This window comes from Bacillus sp. UNC438CL73TsuS30 (assembly GCF_000482325.1).
Taxonomy (GTDB): Bacteria; Bacillota; Bacilli; order Bacillales; family Cytobacillaceae; genus Neobacillus.
Genome location: NZ_AXVA01000005.1, coordinates 88,968 through 105,483, shown reverse-complemented (window position 1 = coordinate 105,483; position 16,516 = coordinate 88,968). Strand labels below are relative to the sequence as shown.

General features: G+C 38.5%; 13 protein-coding genes and 1 other annotated feature. Of the genes, 5 read left to right on the top strand and 8 right to left on the bottom strand.

Going from position 1 to position 16,516, the window contains the following annotated elements:
* Nucleotides 1-6: 6 nt before the first annotated feature.
* The gene (tyrS, locus tag M028_RS0100630; RefSeq protein WP_026572174.1) at nt 7-1,263 is read right to left on the bottom strand and encodes a tyrosine--tRNA ligase; all 1,257 of its coding nucleotides are present in this window, start codon (nt 1,261-1,263) and stop codon (nt 7-9) included.
* A 44-nt stretch (nt 1,264-1,307) separates the two neighbouring features.
* Nucleotides 1,308-1,524: a binding site (T-box leader), on the bottom strand.
* Between the two features lie 149 nt (nt 1,525-1,673).
* Here tyrS and M028_RS29175 point away from each other — a divergent pair.
* On the top strand, nt 1,674-4,466 hold the full coding sequence (locus tag M028_RS29175) for a transglycosylase domain-containing protein (protein ID WP_051590877.1): 2,793 nt from the start codon (nt 1,674-1,676) through the stop codon (nt 4,464-4,466).
* A gap of 775 nt (nt 4,467-5,241) precedes the next feature.
* On the opposite strand, the gene acsA is transcribed toward M028_RS29175, so the two are convergent.
* Nucleotides 5,242-6,960, bottom strand: coding sequence for an acetate--CoA ligase (gene acsA / locus M028_RS0100620; protein ID WP_026572173.1), 1,719 nt, complete (start codon nt 6,958-6,960; stop codon nt 5,242-5,244).
* A gap of 208 nt (nt 6,961-7,168) precedes the next feature.
* Here acsA and M028_RS0100615 point away from each other — a divergent pair, with 208 nt between their 5' ends.
* Genes M028_RS0100615 through M028_RS0100605 form a run of 3 tightly spaced genes read left to right on the top strand, consistent with a single transcriptional unit; the run spans nt 7,169 to nt 9,666 of the window.
* Entirely contained in the window at nt 7,169-7,801 is a 633-nt protein-coding gene (locus tag M028_RS0100615; protein ID WP_026572172.1) for a hypothetical protein, read from the top strand.
* A gap of 48 nt (nt 7,802-7,849) precedes the next feature.
* A complete protein-coding gene (locus tag M028_RS0100610) occupies nt 7,850-8,497 on the top strand; it encodes an acetoin utilization AcuB family protein (RefSeq protein ID WP_026572171.1) in 648 nt (215 codons plus the stop codon).
* Entirely contained in the window at nt 8,494-9,666 is a 1,173-nt protein-coding gene (locus M028_RS0100605) for an acetoin utilization protein AcuC (protein ID WP_026572170.1), read from the top strand. The genes M028_RS0100610 and M028_RS0100605 overlap by 4 nt, the downstream gene beginning before the upstream one ends.
* 35 nt (nt 9,667-9,701) lie before the next feature.
* Here the strand turns inward: M028_RS0100605 and ccpA are convergent, their stop codons facing one another.
* The 5 genes from ccpA to M028_RS0100580 form a co-directional block, all read right to left on the bottom strand.
* Nucleotides 9,702-10,691 (bottom strand): catabolite control protein A, encoded by a 990-nt coding sequence (ccpA, locus tag M028_RS0100600; RefSeq protein ID WP_026572169.1) that lies wholly within the window; start codon nt 10,689-10,691, stop codon nt 9,702-9,704.
* A gap of 265 nt (nt 10,692-10,956) precedes the next feature.
* The gene (locus M028_RS0100595; RefSeq protein WP_026572168.1) at nt 10,957-12,033 is read right to left on the bottom strand and encodes a bifunctional 3-deoxy-7-phosphoheptulonate synthase/chorismate mutase; all 1,077 of its coding nucleotides are present in this window, start codon (nt 12,031-12,033) and stop codon (nt 10,957-10,959) included.
* A 303-nt stretch (nt 12,034-12,336) separates the two neighbouring features.
* Nucleotides 12,337-12,669 carry a bacillithiol system redox-active protein YtxJ gene (gene ytxJ / locus M028_RS0100590; RefSeq protein ID WP_026572167.1) on the bottom strand — a complete coding sequence of 111 codons (333 nt, stop codon included), beginning with the start codon at nt 12,667-12,669 and terminating at the stop codon, nt 12,337-12,339.
* 90 nt (nt 12,670-12,759) lie between these two features.
* Entirely contained in the window at nt 12,760-13,248 is a 489-nt protein-coding gene (locus M028_RS0100585; RefSeq protein WP_026572166.1) for a YtxH domain-containing protein, read from the bottom strand.
* Nucleotides 13,249-13,277: 29 nt separating this feature from the next.
* On the bottom strand, nt 13,278-13,739 hold the full coding sequence (locus M028_RS0100580; protein ID WP_026572165.1) for a DUF948 domain-containing protein: 462 nt from the start codon (nt 13,737-13,739) through the stop codon (nt 13,278-13,280).
* A 203-nt stretch (nt 13,740-13,942) separates the two neighbouring features.
* On the opposite strand from M028_RS0100580, the gene M028_RS0100575 reads away from it, so the two are divergent.
* Nucleotides 13,943-15,058 (top strand): aminopeptidase, encoded by a 1,116-nt coding sequence (locus tag M028_RS0100575; RefSeq protein WP_026572164.1) that lies wholly within the window; start codon nt 13,943-13,945, stop codon nt 15,056-15,058.
* A gap of 37 nt (nt 15,059-15,095) precedes the next feature.
* On the opposite strand, the gene murC is transcribed toward M028_RS0100575, so the two are convergent.
* Entirely contained in the window at nt 15,096-16,394 is a 1,299-nt protein-coding gene (murC, locus tag M028_RS0100570) for a UDP-N-acetylmuramate--L-alanine ligase (protein WP_026572163.1), read from the bottom strand.
* Nucleotides 16,395-16,516 lie beyond the last annotated feature (122 nt).

The following is a 16,516-nucleotide window of genomic DNA, read 5'->3' as shown; positions in this document are numbered from 1 at the left end:
ATTATTTTAGTATTTAATTAATGTATATTTCTTCTTTCCTCTTCTGATAATGGTAAATTGACCTTCAATCCGGTCATTTTCAGCTAGGGAGTACGAAGCATCTGTAATCCGTTCACCGTTAACAGACACCGCTCCATTTGTTATGTCTTCACGCGCCTGACGTTTTGATGGTGAAATCGCTGCTTCCACAAGCAGGTCAACGAGATTCCCTTCAAAACCAGATGCATCAAATGAAGGAACATCTTTAAATCCTTGTCTAATTTCTGCAGCAGAAAGCTCTTTCACATTACCACTAAACAACGCCTGGGTGATTTTAATTGCCTGCTGCAATGACTCTTCACCATGAATTAATCGAGTCATTTCTTCAGCCAAGGCCTTTTGCGCCTTGCGTAAATGAGGTTCTTCTTTTACCGACTTTTCTAGTTGCTCAATTTCCTCATGGGACAGGAAAGTAAAGTATTTCAAGTATTTAACCACATCCGCATCAGCTGAATTGATCCAGAACTGATAAAATTCATATGGTGTTGTTTTTTCAGGGTCCAGCCAAACGGCACCGCCTTCGGTTTTACCAAATTTTGTACCATCCGCTTTTGTTACTAATGGAATTGTCAATCCAAATGCTTTTGAGCCTTCAGGCTGCATTTTACGGATCAATTCCAGCCCGGAGGTAATGTTCCCCCACTGATCACTTCCGCCAATTTGTAATTTACAATTATGGTGCTCATATAAATGGTTGAAATCCATCGCTTGTAAAATCGTATAAGTAAATTCGGTAAAAGAAATCCCTGTTTCAAGTCTATTCGCAATAGTATCTTTCGCCAACATGTAGTTTACACCGATATGTTTCCCGATATCACGTAAAAACGATACGATATCCATAGAACCTGCCCAGTCATAGTTATTGACCATAATGGCTCCATTTTCTCCGTCAAACTCAAAAATCGCTGCTAATTGCTTTTGAATGCCTTCAACATTTTTTTGTACAGCTTCTAATGTTTGCAAGTTACGCTCTTCACTTTTACCACTAGGATCACCGATTAAACCCGTGGCCCCACCGACTAGCACAATCGGACGATGCCCGTGTTGCTGAAATCTTCTAAGTGTTAAAAACGGAACTAAGTGGCCAATATGCAAGCTGTCTGCTGTTGGGTCTGCGCCACAATATAATGAAATTTTTTCACTTGATAAAATATCTTTTAAACCTTCTTCATCAGTTTGCTGATAGATAATTCCCCGCCATGCCAAATCCTCTAATAAATTCATTCAAATAGCCTCCTAAAAGAAAATAAAAAACGCCCCTGCAAACATGCAGGGACGTATAAATACGCGGTACCACCCGGCTTGAGGAAAAAACTTCCTCCACCTCAAAAAATTAACGGCTTATCCGTTCTCTGCTACTCCAATCTTCACAGAGAAAGCTCCAGGACGTAATTCAATTTTCTATATGTATCAGCTTTCACCCTCCGCTGACTCTCTACAAACAGGGATAGAAAATCTACTGTTGATTCCTTTCACAGCTTTAAAATTATAAAATTGATTATACCTTTTTTACCACATTTCCATAACTTTTGTCAAACTTGAATTGGAAAATTAAGATAAATGTAGAACTTTGTCATTTTTTTGAACATGTATATGCTATAATGTATGTGATTTAAGTCGAGGTGATGCTCTTAATGAAAGAAAGACTGCAGGCTTGGATGGAAGCTTTAAAATCATCCCTAAACTTGATTACACATAAAAAAACAGTAAAGAGTGCTCGAATTACATATTCTGTAGTTTGGAATCTTTTTCTAATCTTTTTAACTGTAATTATCCTAGGAGGCTCCTTTGCTACCGGTGTTGGTGCAGGATACTTTGCCTCACTTGTGAAGGATGAACCTGTCCGCTCTTACAGTAGTTTGAAAAAAGATATTTATAATTATACTGAGACTTCTGACCTCTATTTTGCTGATAATGTTTACCTTGGAAAACTAAGATCAGATCTTGAACGTGAAGAAGTAAATTTGGATCAGGTCTCTGATTACCTTGTAAAAGCCGTCATTTCAACAGAGGACGAGTATTTTTACAAGCATCATGGTGTGGTTCCAAAAGCCGTTTTTCGCGCCCTATTTCAGGAAGTCACCAATTCAGCAGTTCAATCTGGCGGCAGTACATTAACTCAGCAGCTTATTAAGAACCAAATTTTAACCAATGAGGTTTCTTTTCAAAGGAAAGCAAATGAAATCTTACTTGCCCTTCGTTTAGAAAAATTTTTCTCCAAAAAGGAAATTCTTGAGGCCTACCTAAATGTTTCAACATTCGGTCGAAATTCATCCGGACGAAATATTGCGGGGGTACAGGCAGCAGCAAAAGGTATCTTCGGGAAAAGCGCAAACAAGCTCACATTACCAGAAGCAGCCTTTATCGCAGGGTTACCGCAAAGCCCCTTCGGATACACCCCTTTTACAAGAGACGGAAAAGTGAAAGAAAATCTGGAACCGGGAATCAACCGGATGAAAACCGTTTTAAAAAGGATGTATGATGGCGGTTACATTAACAAAAAGCAATATGCTGAAGCGGCGGCCTATGACATTACAAAAGATTTTACACCACCGCGTCCAAATCCTTTGGAAAAATATCCATGGCTGACATTTGAAATTGAAAAACGTTCAATCGATGTTCTTGCTACGGTTTTGGCCCAAAAGGACGGAATCAGTGAAAAAGAATTAAAGAAAGACAGCAATCTCCAATACAAGTACCAGACTTTAGCCAGTCATGATTTAAAACAAAATGGCTATGAGATTCACACAACCATTAACAAAAAAATGTATGACGCCATGCAAAAAGTTAAGGATCGATATCCATATTATGGACCTGATAAACCGGAAGAAAAGAAGGATCCGGAGACAGGTAAGGTCAAAACCGTCATGGAGCCGGTGGAAGTTGGGGCTATCCTGATTGAAAATAAAACTGGTAAAATCATAAGCTTTGTTGGCGGAAGAGATTATGATAAACAGCAGCTTAATCACGCTACCAACGCAATTCGTCAAAATGGTTCGACCATGAAACCGCTCCTTGTTTATGGACCAGCAATTGAAATGGGAAAGGCTGCCCCCGGGACAACTTTACCCGATGTTGCTTTGAGCCTTAACCCGGCAAGCAGCAGCCCATGGCCCCATAACTATGACATGAGATATAGTGGCTTAGTCTCTGCAAGATACGCCCTGGCATGGTCTTATAACGTGCCTGCTGTAAAGTTATACAGGGACATTGTTAATCAACGGCCAGCTAAATACCTGGAAAAAATGGGTTTTTCTTCACTTAGAAGTGAAGATTATACGAACCTTTCAACGGCCATTGGTTCTTTAAGCAACGGAGTAACAGTTGAAGAAAATACGAATGCTTTTACAACTTTTGCAAATGGCGGGAAATTTATCGACGCCTATATGATTGACAAGATCGTCGATAAGAATGGGAAAGTGATTTATCAGCATCAGGTTAAACCTGTTAAGGTTTTCACACCTCAGACTGCTTATTTAACATTAGATATGATGCGTGATGTTATGCGAATGGGTACGGCTGCAGGCATTAATTACCGTCTTAAATTTCGAACAGACTGGGCAGGAAAAACAGGGACAGGAGTCGATTACAAAGACTCATGGCTGGTTGGAACCAATCCGAATGTAACGTTTGGAATCTGGACGGGTTATGATACGCCAAAATCCCTTCAATCTTACGGATATATGTCGTATAGTCAGCGGACAAACAATCTTTGGGTTGATTTAATCAATTCTGCCTATAAGATCAAGCCGTCCTTAATTGCTCCGAAAAAGCAATTTAAAATGCCAAACGGAATTGTTAGACGCTCTTACTGCGCAGTATCAGGTCTCCTGCCATCTGCAGCTTGTGTAAATGCAGGCTTGGTTGAGAGTGACTACTTCAATGCTAAATATGTCCCAACAAAAGTGGATGATAGTTTAGTTGCCGGCAAATATGTTACGATTGGCGACAGAAAGTATTTAGCATTGGATTCAACACCTGTAGAATTTGCTCAAAGAGGTCTTGTCTTAAATCCTGATTTCATTGCCCGAATGGTTGGAAGGAACTTTCATAATCCAAGCCAGCTCATTCCAAACAGAAGCCGTTGGGCGCATATTCTTGTCCCAACCGCTAAGATTGTTGATAACGGCAAGACTCCGGGATCCGTTAGGCTAAGAGCTGACGCAAATACACTAGCTTGGTCATCATCTCCGGAAAATGATGTCATTGGCTACCGAGTTTATCACGCAGGGCTTTTAAAATTGAAGATAGCCAGTATTAAAAGCGGATCAAGCCTTTCTCTTTCGGTCTCAAGCGGAACCTATTATGTTACGGCAGTCGATATAGCCGGAAAGGAATCCCCACCCTCTAATTTGGTTGAGATTGGCGGAAGCGATAATAATAAAGATCAAGAACAAAATGAACAGAAAAAAACTGCTCCGAAATAATATTAAAAGGGTTCTGTTTTCGGGTGCTTTGTTATTAAAAGACACAAGAATTGACGTATGAATTGGCATACGTCTTTTTCTTTATTTATCAAGGTTTCAACGAAATTCTATTAACTTTGACATAGCAATTAACATCATTATTATGATGGACATAAGTATTGTACAATTAACAAAGAGGATCAAAACTTCTTTCATTTGCAGTGCCGTTTTGAGTACCAATTTTATTGACTTTTATAAGCTGGTCGATAAAAAGCTGCTGATTCCCGCATCTAGAATCAAGAGGTCCACACTTATCGGCTGGGGGATCAGGTTAAGCACCCGATCTGAAAAATAGACGGAAAAATTTCGCTTAATTAGAATTTATTATTAAATATAGGTCAAATAGACGAAGGAATTCCGACTATTGACTCGAAAAAATCAAAAATGGGAGATTTTGCTTTGCATAACCGGAAAACCTTCCCTTATATACCCCGAAACGAGCTCCATTTTGCATTTAACCGAAAAATCTGTGCTTATTTTACTTTCGCTGGTTACTCAATTAAGGACAAAACATCTTATTTAAAAGGGAGTGAGTTTTATCTCATAATGAGGTTTTATATATATAAACAAAGTTTTCTATCCCTAATAAAGAAACTCGCCAATTGGCGAGTTTTACTTTTTATATACCACTAACGATGCCAATCCAATACTACTCTCATTTCGGCAAGTATTTTAAGAAAAACACCTCAAAAAAGAACCCTTTACGAAATAAAATCAGTGCGGTTTTTTCTACTTTTTAATCTTCCATTGTTGAAAGGTCACCAGTAGGCAGGTTAAGCTCCCATGCCTTTAAAACACGTCTCATAATTTTACCGCTTCTAGTTTTTGGAAGCTTATCACGGAAATCAATCTCTCTAGGTGCCGCATGCGCTGCAAGACCCTTTTTCACAAACTGTCTAATTTCCTCTTTCAATTCTTCCGTTTCTTCAAAGCCATCTCTTAAGGCGATAAAGGCCTTAATAATTTCCCCACGAACTGGGTCCGGCTTTCCAATAACGCCTGCTTCCGCCACTGCTGGGTGCTCAACAAGCTTGCTTTCCACCTCGAAAGGACCAACACGTTCACCGGAAGTCATGATCACATCATCAATACGTCCCTGGAACCAGAAATACCCTTCTTCATCCATATAGGCTGAATCGCCTGAAACATACCAGTCACCAGGCATAAAATAGGACTCGTACTTTTCTGGGTTATTCCAAATTGTGTACATCATGGAAGGCCAGCCTTTTTTAATCGCAAGATTGCCCATACGGTAAGGTGGCAATTCGTTTCCTTGGTCATCAACGATTGCCGCGGTTACTCCCGGAATCGGTTTCCCCATTGATCCTGGTTTAATCGGCATACATGGGTAATTTGAAATCAGCTGTGCCCCTGTTTCCGTCATCCACCAGTTATCATGAATTCGTTTATTAAATACCTTTGCTCCCCATTTTACCACTTCAGGATTTAGCGGCTCCCCTACACTTAAAACATGACGGAGTGAGCTAAGATTATATTTTTTCACAAGTTCATCGCCGGCTCCCATTAACATCCGGAAAGCAGTTGGGGCACTATACCAAACTGTAACACCAAAATCCTCAATCATTTGATACCAGGATTCAGGGCTGAAACGTCCGCCAACTATGACATTAGAGGTTCCTGTTAACCATGGTCCGAATATACCATAAGAGGTTCCTGTAACCCAGCCAGGGTCCGCTGTACACCAGTAAACATCGTCTTCTTTTAAATCAAGAACCCATTTCGCTGTTTGGTAATGCTGAACCATTGCATTATGTACATGCAAAACTCCTTTAGGTTTCCCAGTAGAACCGGAAGTATAGTGTAGAATCATGCCATCCGTTCTTTCAACCCATTCAATTCTTAACTCTTTCTCTGCTTCTTCAAATTTTTTCAAGAAGTCAATAACCGGCCCCTGCTCATCTACATTTTTACCGATTACAAAAATATGCTTTAAATCAGGTAATTCACTGACAGGAATACGATCGAGCAATTCCGGAGTGGTAACAAGTACCTTAGCACCACTGTCCTGAAGACGGTCTCTGACGGCCCCCTCCATAAATGCTTCAAATAACGGACCAACGATCGCTCCTAATTTAATCGCACCTAAAACAGTGAAATAAAGCTCTGGAGAGCGAGGCATGAAAATAAATACACGGTCGCCTTTTTCGACATCACCATAGGTTTTCAAAACATTGCCTGCCTTATTTGACAGTTCTTTCATTTCTTTAAATGTATACTTCTCGTCTCTTACTCCATCACGATAATAAAGAGCAATTTTGTTCTTCCGGAAGGTTTTTACATGACGGTCAATCGCCTCGTAAGCCATATTTACCAATCCTGTTTCGTGCCAAGAAAATTCCTTTTCAGCTTCTTCCCAGTTAAAATTCTTATACCATTCTTCATAATTTGGTAGGTTATACTCTCCCTGTACTACTGGCAGCGCTTCCACTCTCATCTAATTCTCCCCCTTAAGTTTTATTGAGATAATTATATTACAAATAGAGACTATTCTCAATTTTTTAAAAATATTTTTTCTATAAGTTGTTTTTTAAATTTCTCATATTTATAGTAAAAGTTCAAAAATTTTGTGAAATCGCTTTTACTTAATAGATTTTTTGTATAATAGAATTAATAAATGAAACACTTTTCCTGGTGGTGAATAAATGGAACATAAGAAAACGTACAATGCAAAAGAAGTAAAGACCCCTCACGGAAATTTAATTATAGAAGGACCAATCTCAGCAGAAAAACTGGCAGGTTATGAATTTCATGAGGATCTTACCGCCTTTCGCCCGCCCAGTCAGCAACACCAAGCATTAGTGGGAATTGCCGATCTTACTGAAGGAAGAATTATTATCGCCAGATCTCACCATACAATTGTTGGCTATGTTACATTCCTCTATCCAGACCCTCTTGAAAGATGGTCTGAAGGAAAAATGGATAATTTAATAGAATTAGGTGCCATTGAAGTCATTCCTCAATTTAGGGGCTGTGCTGTTGGTAAAAATCTCATAATCGTGGCAATGATGGATGATGCGATGGAAGATTATATTACGATTACGACTGAATATTATTGGCACTGGGATCTAAAAGGAACGGGTCTGAATGTATGGGAATATCGAAAGGTTATGGAGAAAATGATGAATGCCGGTGGACTTGAATGGTATGCAACTGATGATCCCGAAATTTGTTCCCATCCTGCAAATTGCTTAATGGTCAAAATTGGCAAAAGGATAGATAACGAATCCATCCAAAAATTTGACCGCCTGCGCTTTATGAATCGGTTTATGTATTAATTAGTTATTCACCTGATTTTTGTTAAGGAAGTGAAGGGGGATTTTCCAATGATCGTTGAAGAAATCATGAAACCAAACGTTGCAACACTTTTTCCAACAGATTCGATTAAGGATGCCTTACGTCTAATGGAATCAAAAAAAATTCGCCATGTTCCCATTATCGACTCCGATAATCATTTAGTAGGGTTAGTTACAGTCGTGGATATCCGTGATGCAATGCCCTCTATATTTCATGCCAATGAACACTTGGAGGACTTACAAAAACCAGTTGTGACGATAATGAAAAAAAATGTGATTACAGGTCATCCGCTTGATTTTGTAGAAGAGGTGGCAGGTCTATTTTATGAACATAAAATCAGCTGCCTTCCCATCATCAATGATCAAAAACTCGTTGGAATTATCACAGAAACAGACCTGCTAAGAACAATGGTGGAATTAACCGGTGCCCATCAGCCCGGGTCGCAAATTGAAATAAAGGTCCCGAATATAACAGGAATGCTTAGTGAAATTTCTAGTATAATACGAAAACGTAACGCAAATATTCTTAGTGTGCTTGTTTACCCAGACAAAAAGGATGATCAATTTAAAATACTCGTTATTCGCGTGCAAATGATGAACCCAACGGGGCTAATTGAAGATTTAAAAAAAGCAGGACACCATGTTCTATGGCCAAATCTTCCGGGGATTTCACTATGACAGATAAATGCTCATTTGTTTTTTCAGAAGAACTGCTGAATTATAAATTCAGCAGCCATCATCCTTTTAATCAGTTTCGGCTTAAATTAACAGTAGATTTACTCAAAAAATTAAATGCACTGGATGAAAAGCAAATTATCTTACCCAGACCGGCTACCTTAGGGGATCTCAGCCTTATTCATGATCCAAATTACATTGACGCCGTATTTAAGGCTGGTCATGATCAACTACCTATTGAAATAGCAGAAAACTATGGTTTAGGAACCGAGGACACTCCAATTTTTCCAAATATGCATGAGGCAAGCTCATTACTAGTTGGCGGAACATTGACTGCAGTTGACCAGGTAATGACAGGACAAGCAGTTCATGCAGTTCACCTTGGAGGGGGGCTTCACCACGGGTTTCGTGGAAAAGCTTCCGGGTTTTGCATTTATAATGACAGCTCTGTAGCGATTAAATACCTGCAGCAAAAATATAATGCACGCGTTTTATATGTCGATACGGATGCTCATCATGGGGATGGAGTCCAATGGTCTTTTTATGATGACCCTAATGTATGTACCCTGTCTATCCATGAAACAGGCAGATATTTATTTCCCGGAACAGGAAACGTAAATGAACGCGGCCAAGGTAAAGGTTATGGCTATTCGTTTAACATCCCTGTTGATGCCTTTACCGAAGATGAATCATGGCTTCACACCTATTCACATGCAATGAGGGAAGTGGCCGATTTCTTTAAGCCAGATGTTATTCTCACCCAAAATGGGGCAGATGCTCATTACTTTGATCCATTGACACATTTATCCGCTACGATGAAAATCTATCGCGAAATACCAAAGCTTGCCCATGAAATTGCCCATCAATATTGTAATGGCCGCTGGATTGCTGTTGGCGGCGGCGGGTATGACATCTGGAGAGTGGTGCCACGCGCATGGGCCCTTATTTGGCTCGAGATGACTGAAAACTCCAATTGCTATGGTAATTTACCTGAAGAATGGGTCCACTTCTGGCAGAAGGACTCCCCTGTTGAATTACCAAGAGAATGGGACGATCCAGACAATCTCTATTTACCGATTCCAAGAAAGGCAGAAATTACTGAAAAAAATTTACAGACGCTTGAAAAGGCTTTATATCCGATTCGAAATCAGCAAAAGAGTCAATCCAGCTAATAGTAAAAGGGCTATCTGCAGATAGCCCTTTTAATTTATTTTGTTGATTGACGATGTTCAATTCGGTGTGGAAGTACAACAGTATGTCGCTCCACTTTTTCTTTATTCATATATTTAGTCAAAAGACGCATTGCCACTGCACCGATATCATATAATGGCTGAATAACAGTTGTTAGTTGCGGACGTACCATAAGGGCCAATCTTGTATTATCCGAGGTAATGACCTCAAAGTCTTCAGGTATATTGTACCCCTTATCCTGAGCACCATGGACAACCCCAAGTGCCATTTCATCAGATGCCACTAAAATGGCAGTTGGCCGTTCTTGTGCTTCCAATAACTTTTCAAAGGCTTCAATTCCGGAATCGTATGTGTAATCTCCTTCAACAACCAATTCTTCGTTAAATGGAATCCCGGCATCCTCAAGCGCTCTTTGATACCCTTTTACCTTATTCTCCAGTTCATATAATGGACCAACGACAAAGGCAATATTCTTGTGGCCTTTATCGATAAATTCTTTAACCGAATCATAAGCAGCTTGTTCATAATTAATATTCACGGAAGGAATCGTTTCGGTTTCTTCCATAGAGCCGGCAAGCACAATAGGGACAGGTGATTTCTCAAATTCCTCTACATGTTCAGAAGTAATATTTCCTCCCATAAAAATTATGCCATCCACTTGTTTCCCAAGCATCGTATTAAACAAGTGTAATTCTTTATCTTTATTTTGGTCAGAGTTACTTAAGATAATATTGTATTTGTACATTGTTGCAATATCTTCAATACCGCGTGCTAATTCAGCATAAAAAATATTTGATATATCCGGGATAATGACACCTACAGTAGTGGTTTTTTTACTTGCTAATCCTCTTGCAACAGCATTCGGACGGTATCCAAGCCGTTCAATTACCTCTAATACTTTTTTACGGGTAACCGGTTTAACATTGGGATTCCCATTCACAACACGTGAAACGGTTGCCATCGAAACATTTGCTTCCCGGGCAACATCATAAATCGTCACATTCACGCTCAACACTCTCCTTAAAACGATACATTATTTTTCTTTATTTTATAGCAGTTTAACAAAGCCTAGTCATTTTCTTTTTCCTTAGCTTAGTCTATCATTTCCGCTATTCTAATTTGTGATATAATAAACAATCTTAATTATCTATTTAATGATACGACAAGAACGTAGAAGCCGCAATGAGATTCCTCTATTTTCGGAAATTTTAAGTAAAAAAACCTCCTGCACAAGTTTGCAGAAGGTTTTTTGGAAATAATTACTATTAAATTTAAATCCGAACAAAGTGTGATGCTAGTAACTCATTGTAAAAATTGTCAAATTGTTCAAGGTTCATTTGCTGTTGGGCGTCGGATAATGCTACGGCTGGATCTGGATGAACTTCAGCCATAACTCCATCAGCTCCAATTGCAATCGCCGCCTTAGCTGCAGGAAGCAATAAATCTCTTCTTCCGGTGGAGTGTGTTACGTCGACCATAACCGGTAAATGTGTCTCTTGTTTCAAAATTGGTACTGCAGAAATATCTAATGTATTTCTTGTTGCACGCTCGTAAGTGCGAATACCACGTTCGCAAAGAATAATTTGTCCGTTTCCTTGTGCCATAATGTATTCTGCAGCATTGATAAATTCTTCAATGGTCGCTGCAAGTCCTCTTTTTAATAATACAGGTTTCTTTATAGCTCCAGCTGCTTTTAATAATTCAAAGTTTTGCATATTACGGGCACCAATTTGAATCACATCAAGGTACTCAGCTGCCATTTCAATATCCGCAGGGTTTACAATTTCACTGATTACAGCCATATCGAATTCAGTTGCAACACGTTTTAAAATTTTTAAGCCTTCAACGCCTAAACCTTGGAAATCATATGGAGAGGTTCTTGGCTTATATGCACCGCCACGAAGAAGTTTTAGTCCTTTTTCCTTCATTGCTTTTGCTACCGTTGCAACTTGCTCATAAGATTCAACTGCACAAGGACCAAAAACGAAGTGCGGTTTACCGTCTCCAATATTTTCACCCTTTAACGTAACAATTGTATCTTCAGGCTTTTTCTTTCTCGATACTAATAATGCTTTACTATGATCATCTTTTTGCAGGTCTAACCCAGCTTTAAAAATTTCTTTAAAAATATGATCAATTGTTGAATTTTCAAAAGGACCATCATTATGCTCCTTAATAACCTCCAACATTTTTCTTTCACGGACTGGATCGTAACGGTAAACTCCCTGGTTCCCCTTTACTTGCCCAATCTCTTGGACGAGTCGAGCTCTTTCATTAATTAACCTCAACAATTCCAAGTTTAACTCATCCACACGTGATCTTAAGTGATCCAATTCATTTGTGCTCAATATTTTCCCCGTCCTTTCATTGCCAATCAGATATTTATATTCATAAATACTGAACGGTGTCCTACGATTTAAAAGATTCTATTGAAATAAATTTTCTGTTTTTTCAATAATTAGGCTTTATTATAAAGGAAAAAATTATTTTTGTCATCACTTTTTTCTTTATTGATTAAACGCTTTTAAGCGCTAAAGTGTTTTAAAGGGATATTAAATTAAAATATGTTGATATTTGAATTATGTGATGATTATAGAAAAATTGTACATTTTTTAAAACGAAAGCACCCATATTATGGATGCCTTTAAATGCTACTTATTTTCACCCACTGCATCTGTCAATGAACGCTTGGTAATTTTCCAATGCGAGGCATTCCAGCGTGGCTCCCCATTTGTAAAAAGAATAGCCTGTGGTGATTCATGCTTAATATTAAATTTCTCTGCAATTTCATTTGATAATGGGCGTGAATCCTGTACAGCTAAAAAGTAAGCAGGAATGCTATTTTCATTATCAGCAAATTTTTGATATTCCTGATAGGCTGCCTGACTAACCGGACATGTTAAACTATGTTTTAAAAGAAGAAATTTCTCTTCTTTTTCCAGTAATGCTTCAAACTGTTCTTGTGTTTCTATTTTATCAACCATTCTGATTCCCTCCTAAAAAATAAACGGTGAAGTCATTTTATCACTTCACCGTTTCTATCACAAATAATCAGTTTAAGCATTTCAAACTTCTTAGTGCTTAACTTTTAACTCTTCTTCTTCCAAAGCTTTTTTTGCTTCGTCTAGTTTTCTCTTGATATCCTCGTTGTTTAGTGGTGCCTCTGTCTTTATGCTTACATTTTTTTGTTGGTGGGTTTGAATGGGAATATAAATGACATCTGACTTGTCCTCTTTTTCTTCCCTTGCCATCGGTTTGATTTTTGTTTTGCTTAAAAGATCACTTGATTGTTGAACGATGCCCTGTGTGATCGATGTTGTCTTAGAAGCAAGCTGGCTGCTTTTGTTTATCATATTTCCCCGCAAATCTGCGGTTTTTTCCATTAGAAAACCCGTTTGGTTACTTAGTTTGTTTCGCAAATCCTTCCCTGCTTTTGGTGCAAAAAACAGTGCAGCAGCCGCACCAACCATTCCGCCTATTAAAGCCCCAAGTAAAAAACTATTACCCGAATCTTCGTTTCTTTTTTGGCTCGTTTCTCGTGTTTCATTATCTTTATTAGACATAAAAAACGCCCTCCTTGAGTTAACCTCTATTATCTTGACCTAACTCTCACGCTTTCACTTGGGATATTTCTATCTTTTTCTTGTTTTTTTGCCTTCCACTTATCCTTAAGTTCAAGGATTACATTACTCCATTGAATAACTTGAGAAACCTTTTCTTTACTTTCTTCAACTTGCTTATCAAAGGAATGGGTAATGTTCTGTAAGGTTCCATTAAACTTACTCACTGTTGTACCAACATCTTTTACAGCATCCACAACACTATTTAAGCTTTCTGACTTATATTTCATGTCATCAGCAAGAGCATTTGTTTTTTGTAAAAGTGCAGTTGTTTCTGTTGTTACTCCTTCAAGCTGTGTTTCGAGCCCTTCAAGAGTTTTCGAAACGCTTTTCAATGTCTCCCTTAACGACTTAAGCATTTTGGAAACATAAATCACAAGTACTAAAAAGGCGATTGCAATCAATGCAACACTTAAGTATAAAATAATAATCATCGTGGCACCTCCGCTTAATTCTACCATTATGTATTACCCAACGATGTTGGGTATAAACCTCATCAACATTCTATACTACTTCAATATTTTTGTCTTGTTTTCCTGCCATCAGATTTATAAAAAATCGTTATTTTTCAACATTCAACCATATTCGGGTAAAATAGAGAGGTAGTATAAGAATTTTCTTTTCGGAGGCGTATAAAATGAAGGATCCACGGATTGAGAAACTTGCAAAAAATTTAATCAACTATTCTGTTCAGCTTCAAAAAGGCGAAAAGGTACTAATTGAAAATTTCGGCTTGCAGCGCGAACTTGTAACCGCTTTAGTAAAAGAAGCTTATGAAGCAGGAGGCTTCCCATTTGTTCTTTTAAAAGATCATCAAGTGGACCGCTCTTTATTACTCGGTGCACAAGAAGAACAATTTAATCTAATGGCTGAATTTGAGGCCAATGTAATGAGTCAAATGGATGCATACATAGGACTGCGTTCCGGCAATAACATAAATGAGCATGCAGACGTACCAGATGAAAAAATGAAGATTCACGGAAATACAATTGGCAAGAAAGTCCACCGTGACATTCGGGTGCCAAAAACAAAATGGGTTGTGCTTCGTTATCCAACATCCTCTATGGCTCAATTAGCTAAAATGAGCACTGAAGGATTTGAAGATTTTTACTTTAATGTCTGTAACTTGGATTACGGAAAGATGGATGAGGCAATGGACAGCCTTGTTGAACTTATGAACCGTACTGACAAAGTTCGTTTAACCGGACCGGGAACAGATCTTAGCTTCTCCATAAAAGATATCCCGGCCATTAAATGTGCAGGAAGATTAAACATTCCGGATGGAGAGGTATATACAGCTCCCGTACGTGACTCTGTAAACGGTGTAATTTCTTATAATACCCCATCCCCCTATCAAGGGTTTACGTTTGAAAATGTTAAATTAACCTTCAAGGATGGAAAAATTGTTGAAGCAGAAGCAAATGATTCAGAACGAATCAATAAAGTTTTTGATACGGATGAGGGAGCACGCTATATCGGGGAATTTGCCATTGGCGTAAATCCATTCATTTTAAATCCAATGCAGGATATTTTATTTGATGAAAAAATTGCAGGAAGCTTCCATTTTACACCTGGTCAATGTTATGACGATGCCTTTAATGGGAACCATTCAAATATTCATTGGGATATGGTCAATATTCAACGTCCTGAATATGGCGGAGGCGAAATTTACTTTGATGATGTCTTGATTCGCAAGGACGGTCTTTTCGTCATCCCCGAATTAGAAAAATTAAACCCAGATCATTTAAAATAAAGATAAAGGATGCCAGGTAGTGCCTGGCATCCTTTTTTTAAGATAATTGCTTTTCATAGGACTCTTGAAATTTTTGAATATCTCCTGCACCCATAAAAATAATAACACCATTATCAAAATTTTTAAGGACAGATGTATTCTCTTCTGAAAGAATCTCCGCTCCCTCTATTTTGTCCTGAAGATCCTTGATTGTAAGCTTTCCGTGGTTTTCACGTGCAGAGCCAAAAATTTCGCATAAATAGGCCTTATCCGCCTTGCGTAAGCTTTCAGCAAAATCTTCAAGAAACGCCTGCGTCCTTGTAAAGGTATGCGGCTGGAAAACGGTAATCAACGGACGATCTGGATATTTTTGTTTAGCCGCTTCAATTGTTGCTTTAATTTCAGTAGGATGGTGTGCATAATCATCAATTAAAATTTGTGAACCAATTCTTTTTTCCGAGAATCTTCTTTTTACTCCCTGGAACGTGCTTAATTGCTCCTTCACAATAGACACATCAATTTCTTCGTAGTGGCAAAGGGCAATGACAGCAAGAGAATTTAAGACACTATGGTCACCGAAAGTTGGAATCGTAAAGGAATCATAAAAAGTATTCCGGATAAACACATCGAAGCTGGTTCCATCTGTTGTTTTCACAAGATTTTTTGCTTGATAGTCATTCTCTTCTTCAAAACCATAAAACAATACAGGAACCTTTGCTTGGATTTTTTGAAGCTGCTCATCATCACCGTATGCAAAAATTCCCTTCTTTACCTGTATGGCCATCTCTTGGAAAGCAGAGAAAACATCATCAATATTGGCAAAATAATCAGGATGGTCAAAGTCTATATTAGTCATGATTGCATAATCAGGGAAGTACGATAAAAAGTGCCTTCTGTATTCGCATGCTTCGAAAACAAAATATTCAGCGCCTTCCTGCCCTTTCCCTGTACCATCGCCAATTAAAAACGATGTAGGTTTGGCCCCTTCCATAACATGAGCAAGCAACCCAGTTGTGGACGTCTTTCCATGGGCACCTGTAATCGCAATACTCGTAAAGTTTTGCATAAAATCTCCCAAGAACCGATGATAACGGACAATCGGAAGTCCCAGCTTCATCGCCTCTTGAATTTCTTCGTGGGTATCAGGAAAGGCATTTCCTGCAATAATGGTCATTCCCGGTTTAATATTTTCTTTTTGAAAGGGAAGGATCTTTATTCCTGATTGCTCAAGGGCTACCTGAGTGAAAAAGTGCTTTTCGACATCGGAGCCTTGCACTTCAAAATTCATATCGTGCAGAACCTGTGCCAACGCACTCATTCCAGACCCCTTAATACCTACAAAATGGTAAATAGTCATCTAAAGAACCTCCAACAAACGTCTATCTGTAAAACAGTATATGACATCTTAACTTATTTGCTAATTTAACTATATTCTCATTGTAATCACATTTAAATATTATAACACTCTTCGTTCTTAAA

Coding starts and splice junctions, on each gene's coding strand:
- tyrS (WP_026572174.1), bottom strand. CDS start 1,263: ATGAATTTATTAGAGGATTTGGCATGGCGGGGAATTATCTATCAGCAA.
- M028_RS29175 (WP_051590877.1), top strand. CDS start 1,674: ATGAAAGAAAGACTGCAGGCTTGGATGGAAGCTTTAAAATCATCCCTA.
- acsA (WP_026572173.1), bottom strand. CDS start 6,960: ATGAGAGTGGAAGCGCTGCCAGTAGTACAGGGAGAGTATAACCTACCA.
- M028_RS0100615 (WP_026572172.1), top strand. CDS start 7,169: ATGGAACATAAGAAAACGTACAATGCAAAAGAAGTAAAGACCCCTCAC.
- M028_RS0100610 (WP_026572171.1), top strand. CDS start 7,850: ATGATCGTTGAAGAAATCATGAAACCAAACGTTGCAACACTTTTTCCA.
- M028_RS0100605 (WP_026572170.1), top strand. CDS start 8,494: ATGACAGATAAATGCTCATTTGTTTTTTCAGAAGAACTGCTGAATTAT.
- ytxJ (WP_026572167.1), bottom strand. CDS start 12,669: ATGGTTGATAAAATAGAAACACAAGAACAGTTTGAAGCATTACTGGAA.
- M028_RS0100585 (WP_026572166.1), bottom strand. CDS start 13,248: ATGTCTAATAAAGATAATGAAACACGAGAAACGAGCCAAAAAAGAAAC.
- M028_RS0100580 (WP_026572165.1), bottom strand. CDS start 13,739: ATGATTATTATTTTATACTTAAGTGTTGCATTGATTGCAATCGCCTTT.
- M028_RS0100575 (WP_026572164.1), top strand. CDS start 13,943: ATGAAGGATCCACGGATTGAGAAACTTGCAAAAAATTTAATCAACTAT.
- murC (WP_026572163.1), bottom strand. CDS start 16,394: ATGACTATTTACCATTTTGTAGGTATTAAGGGGTCTGGAATGAGTGCG.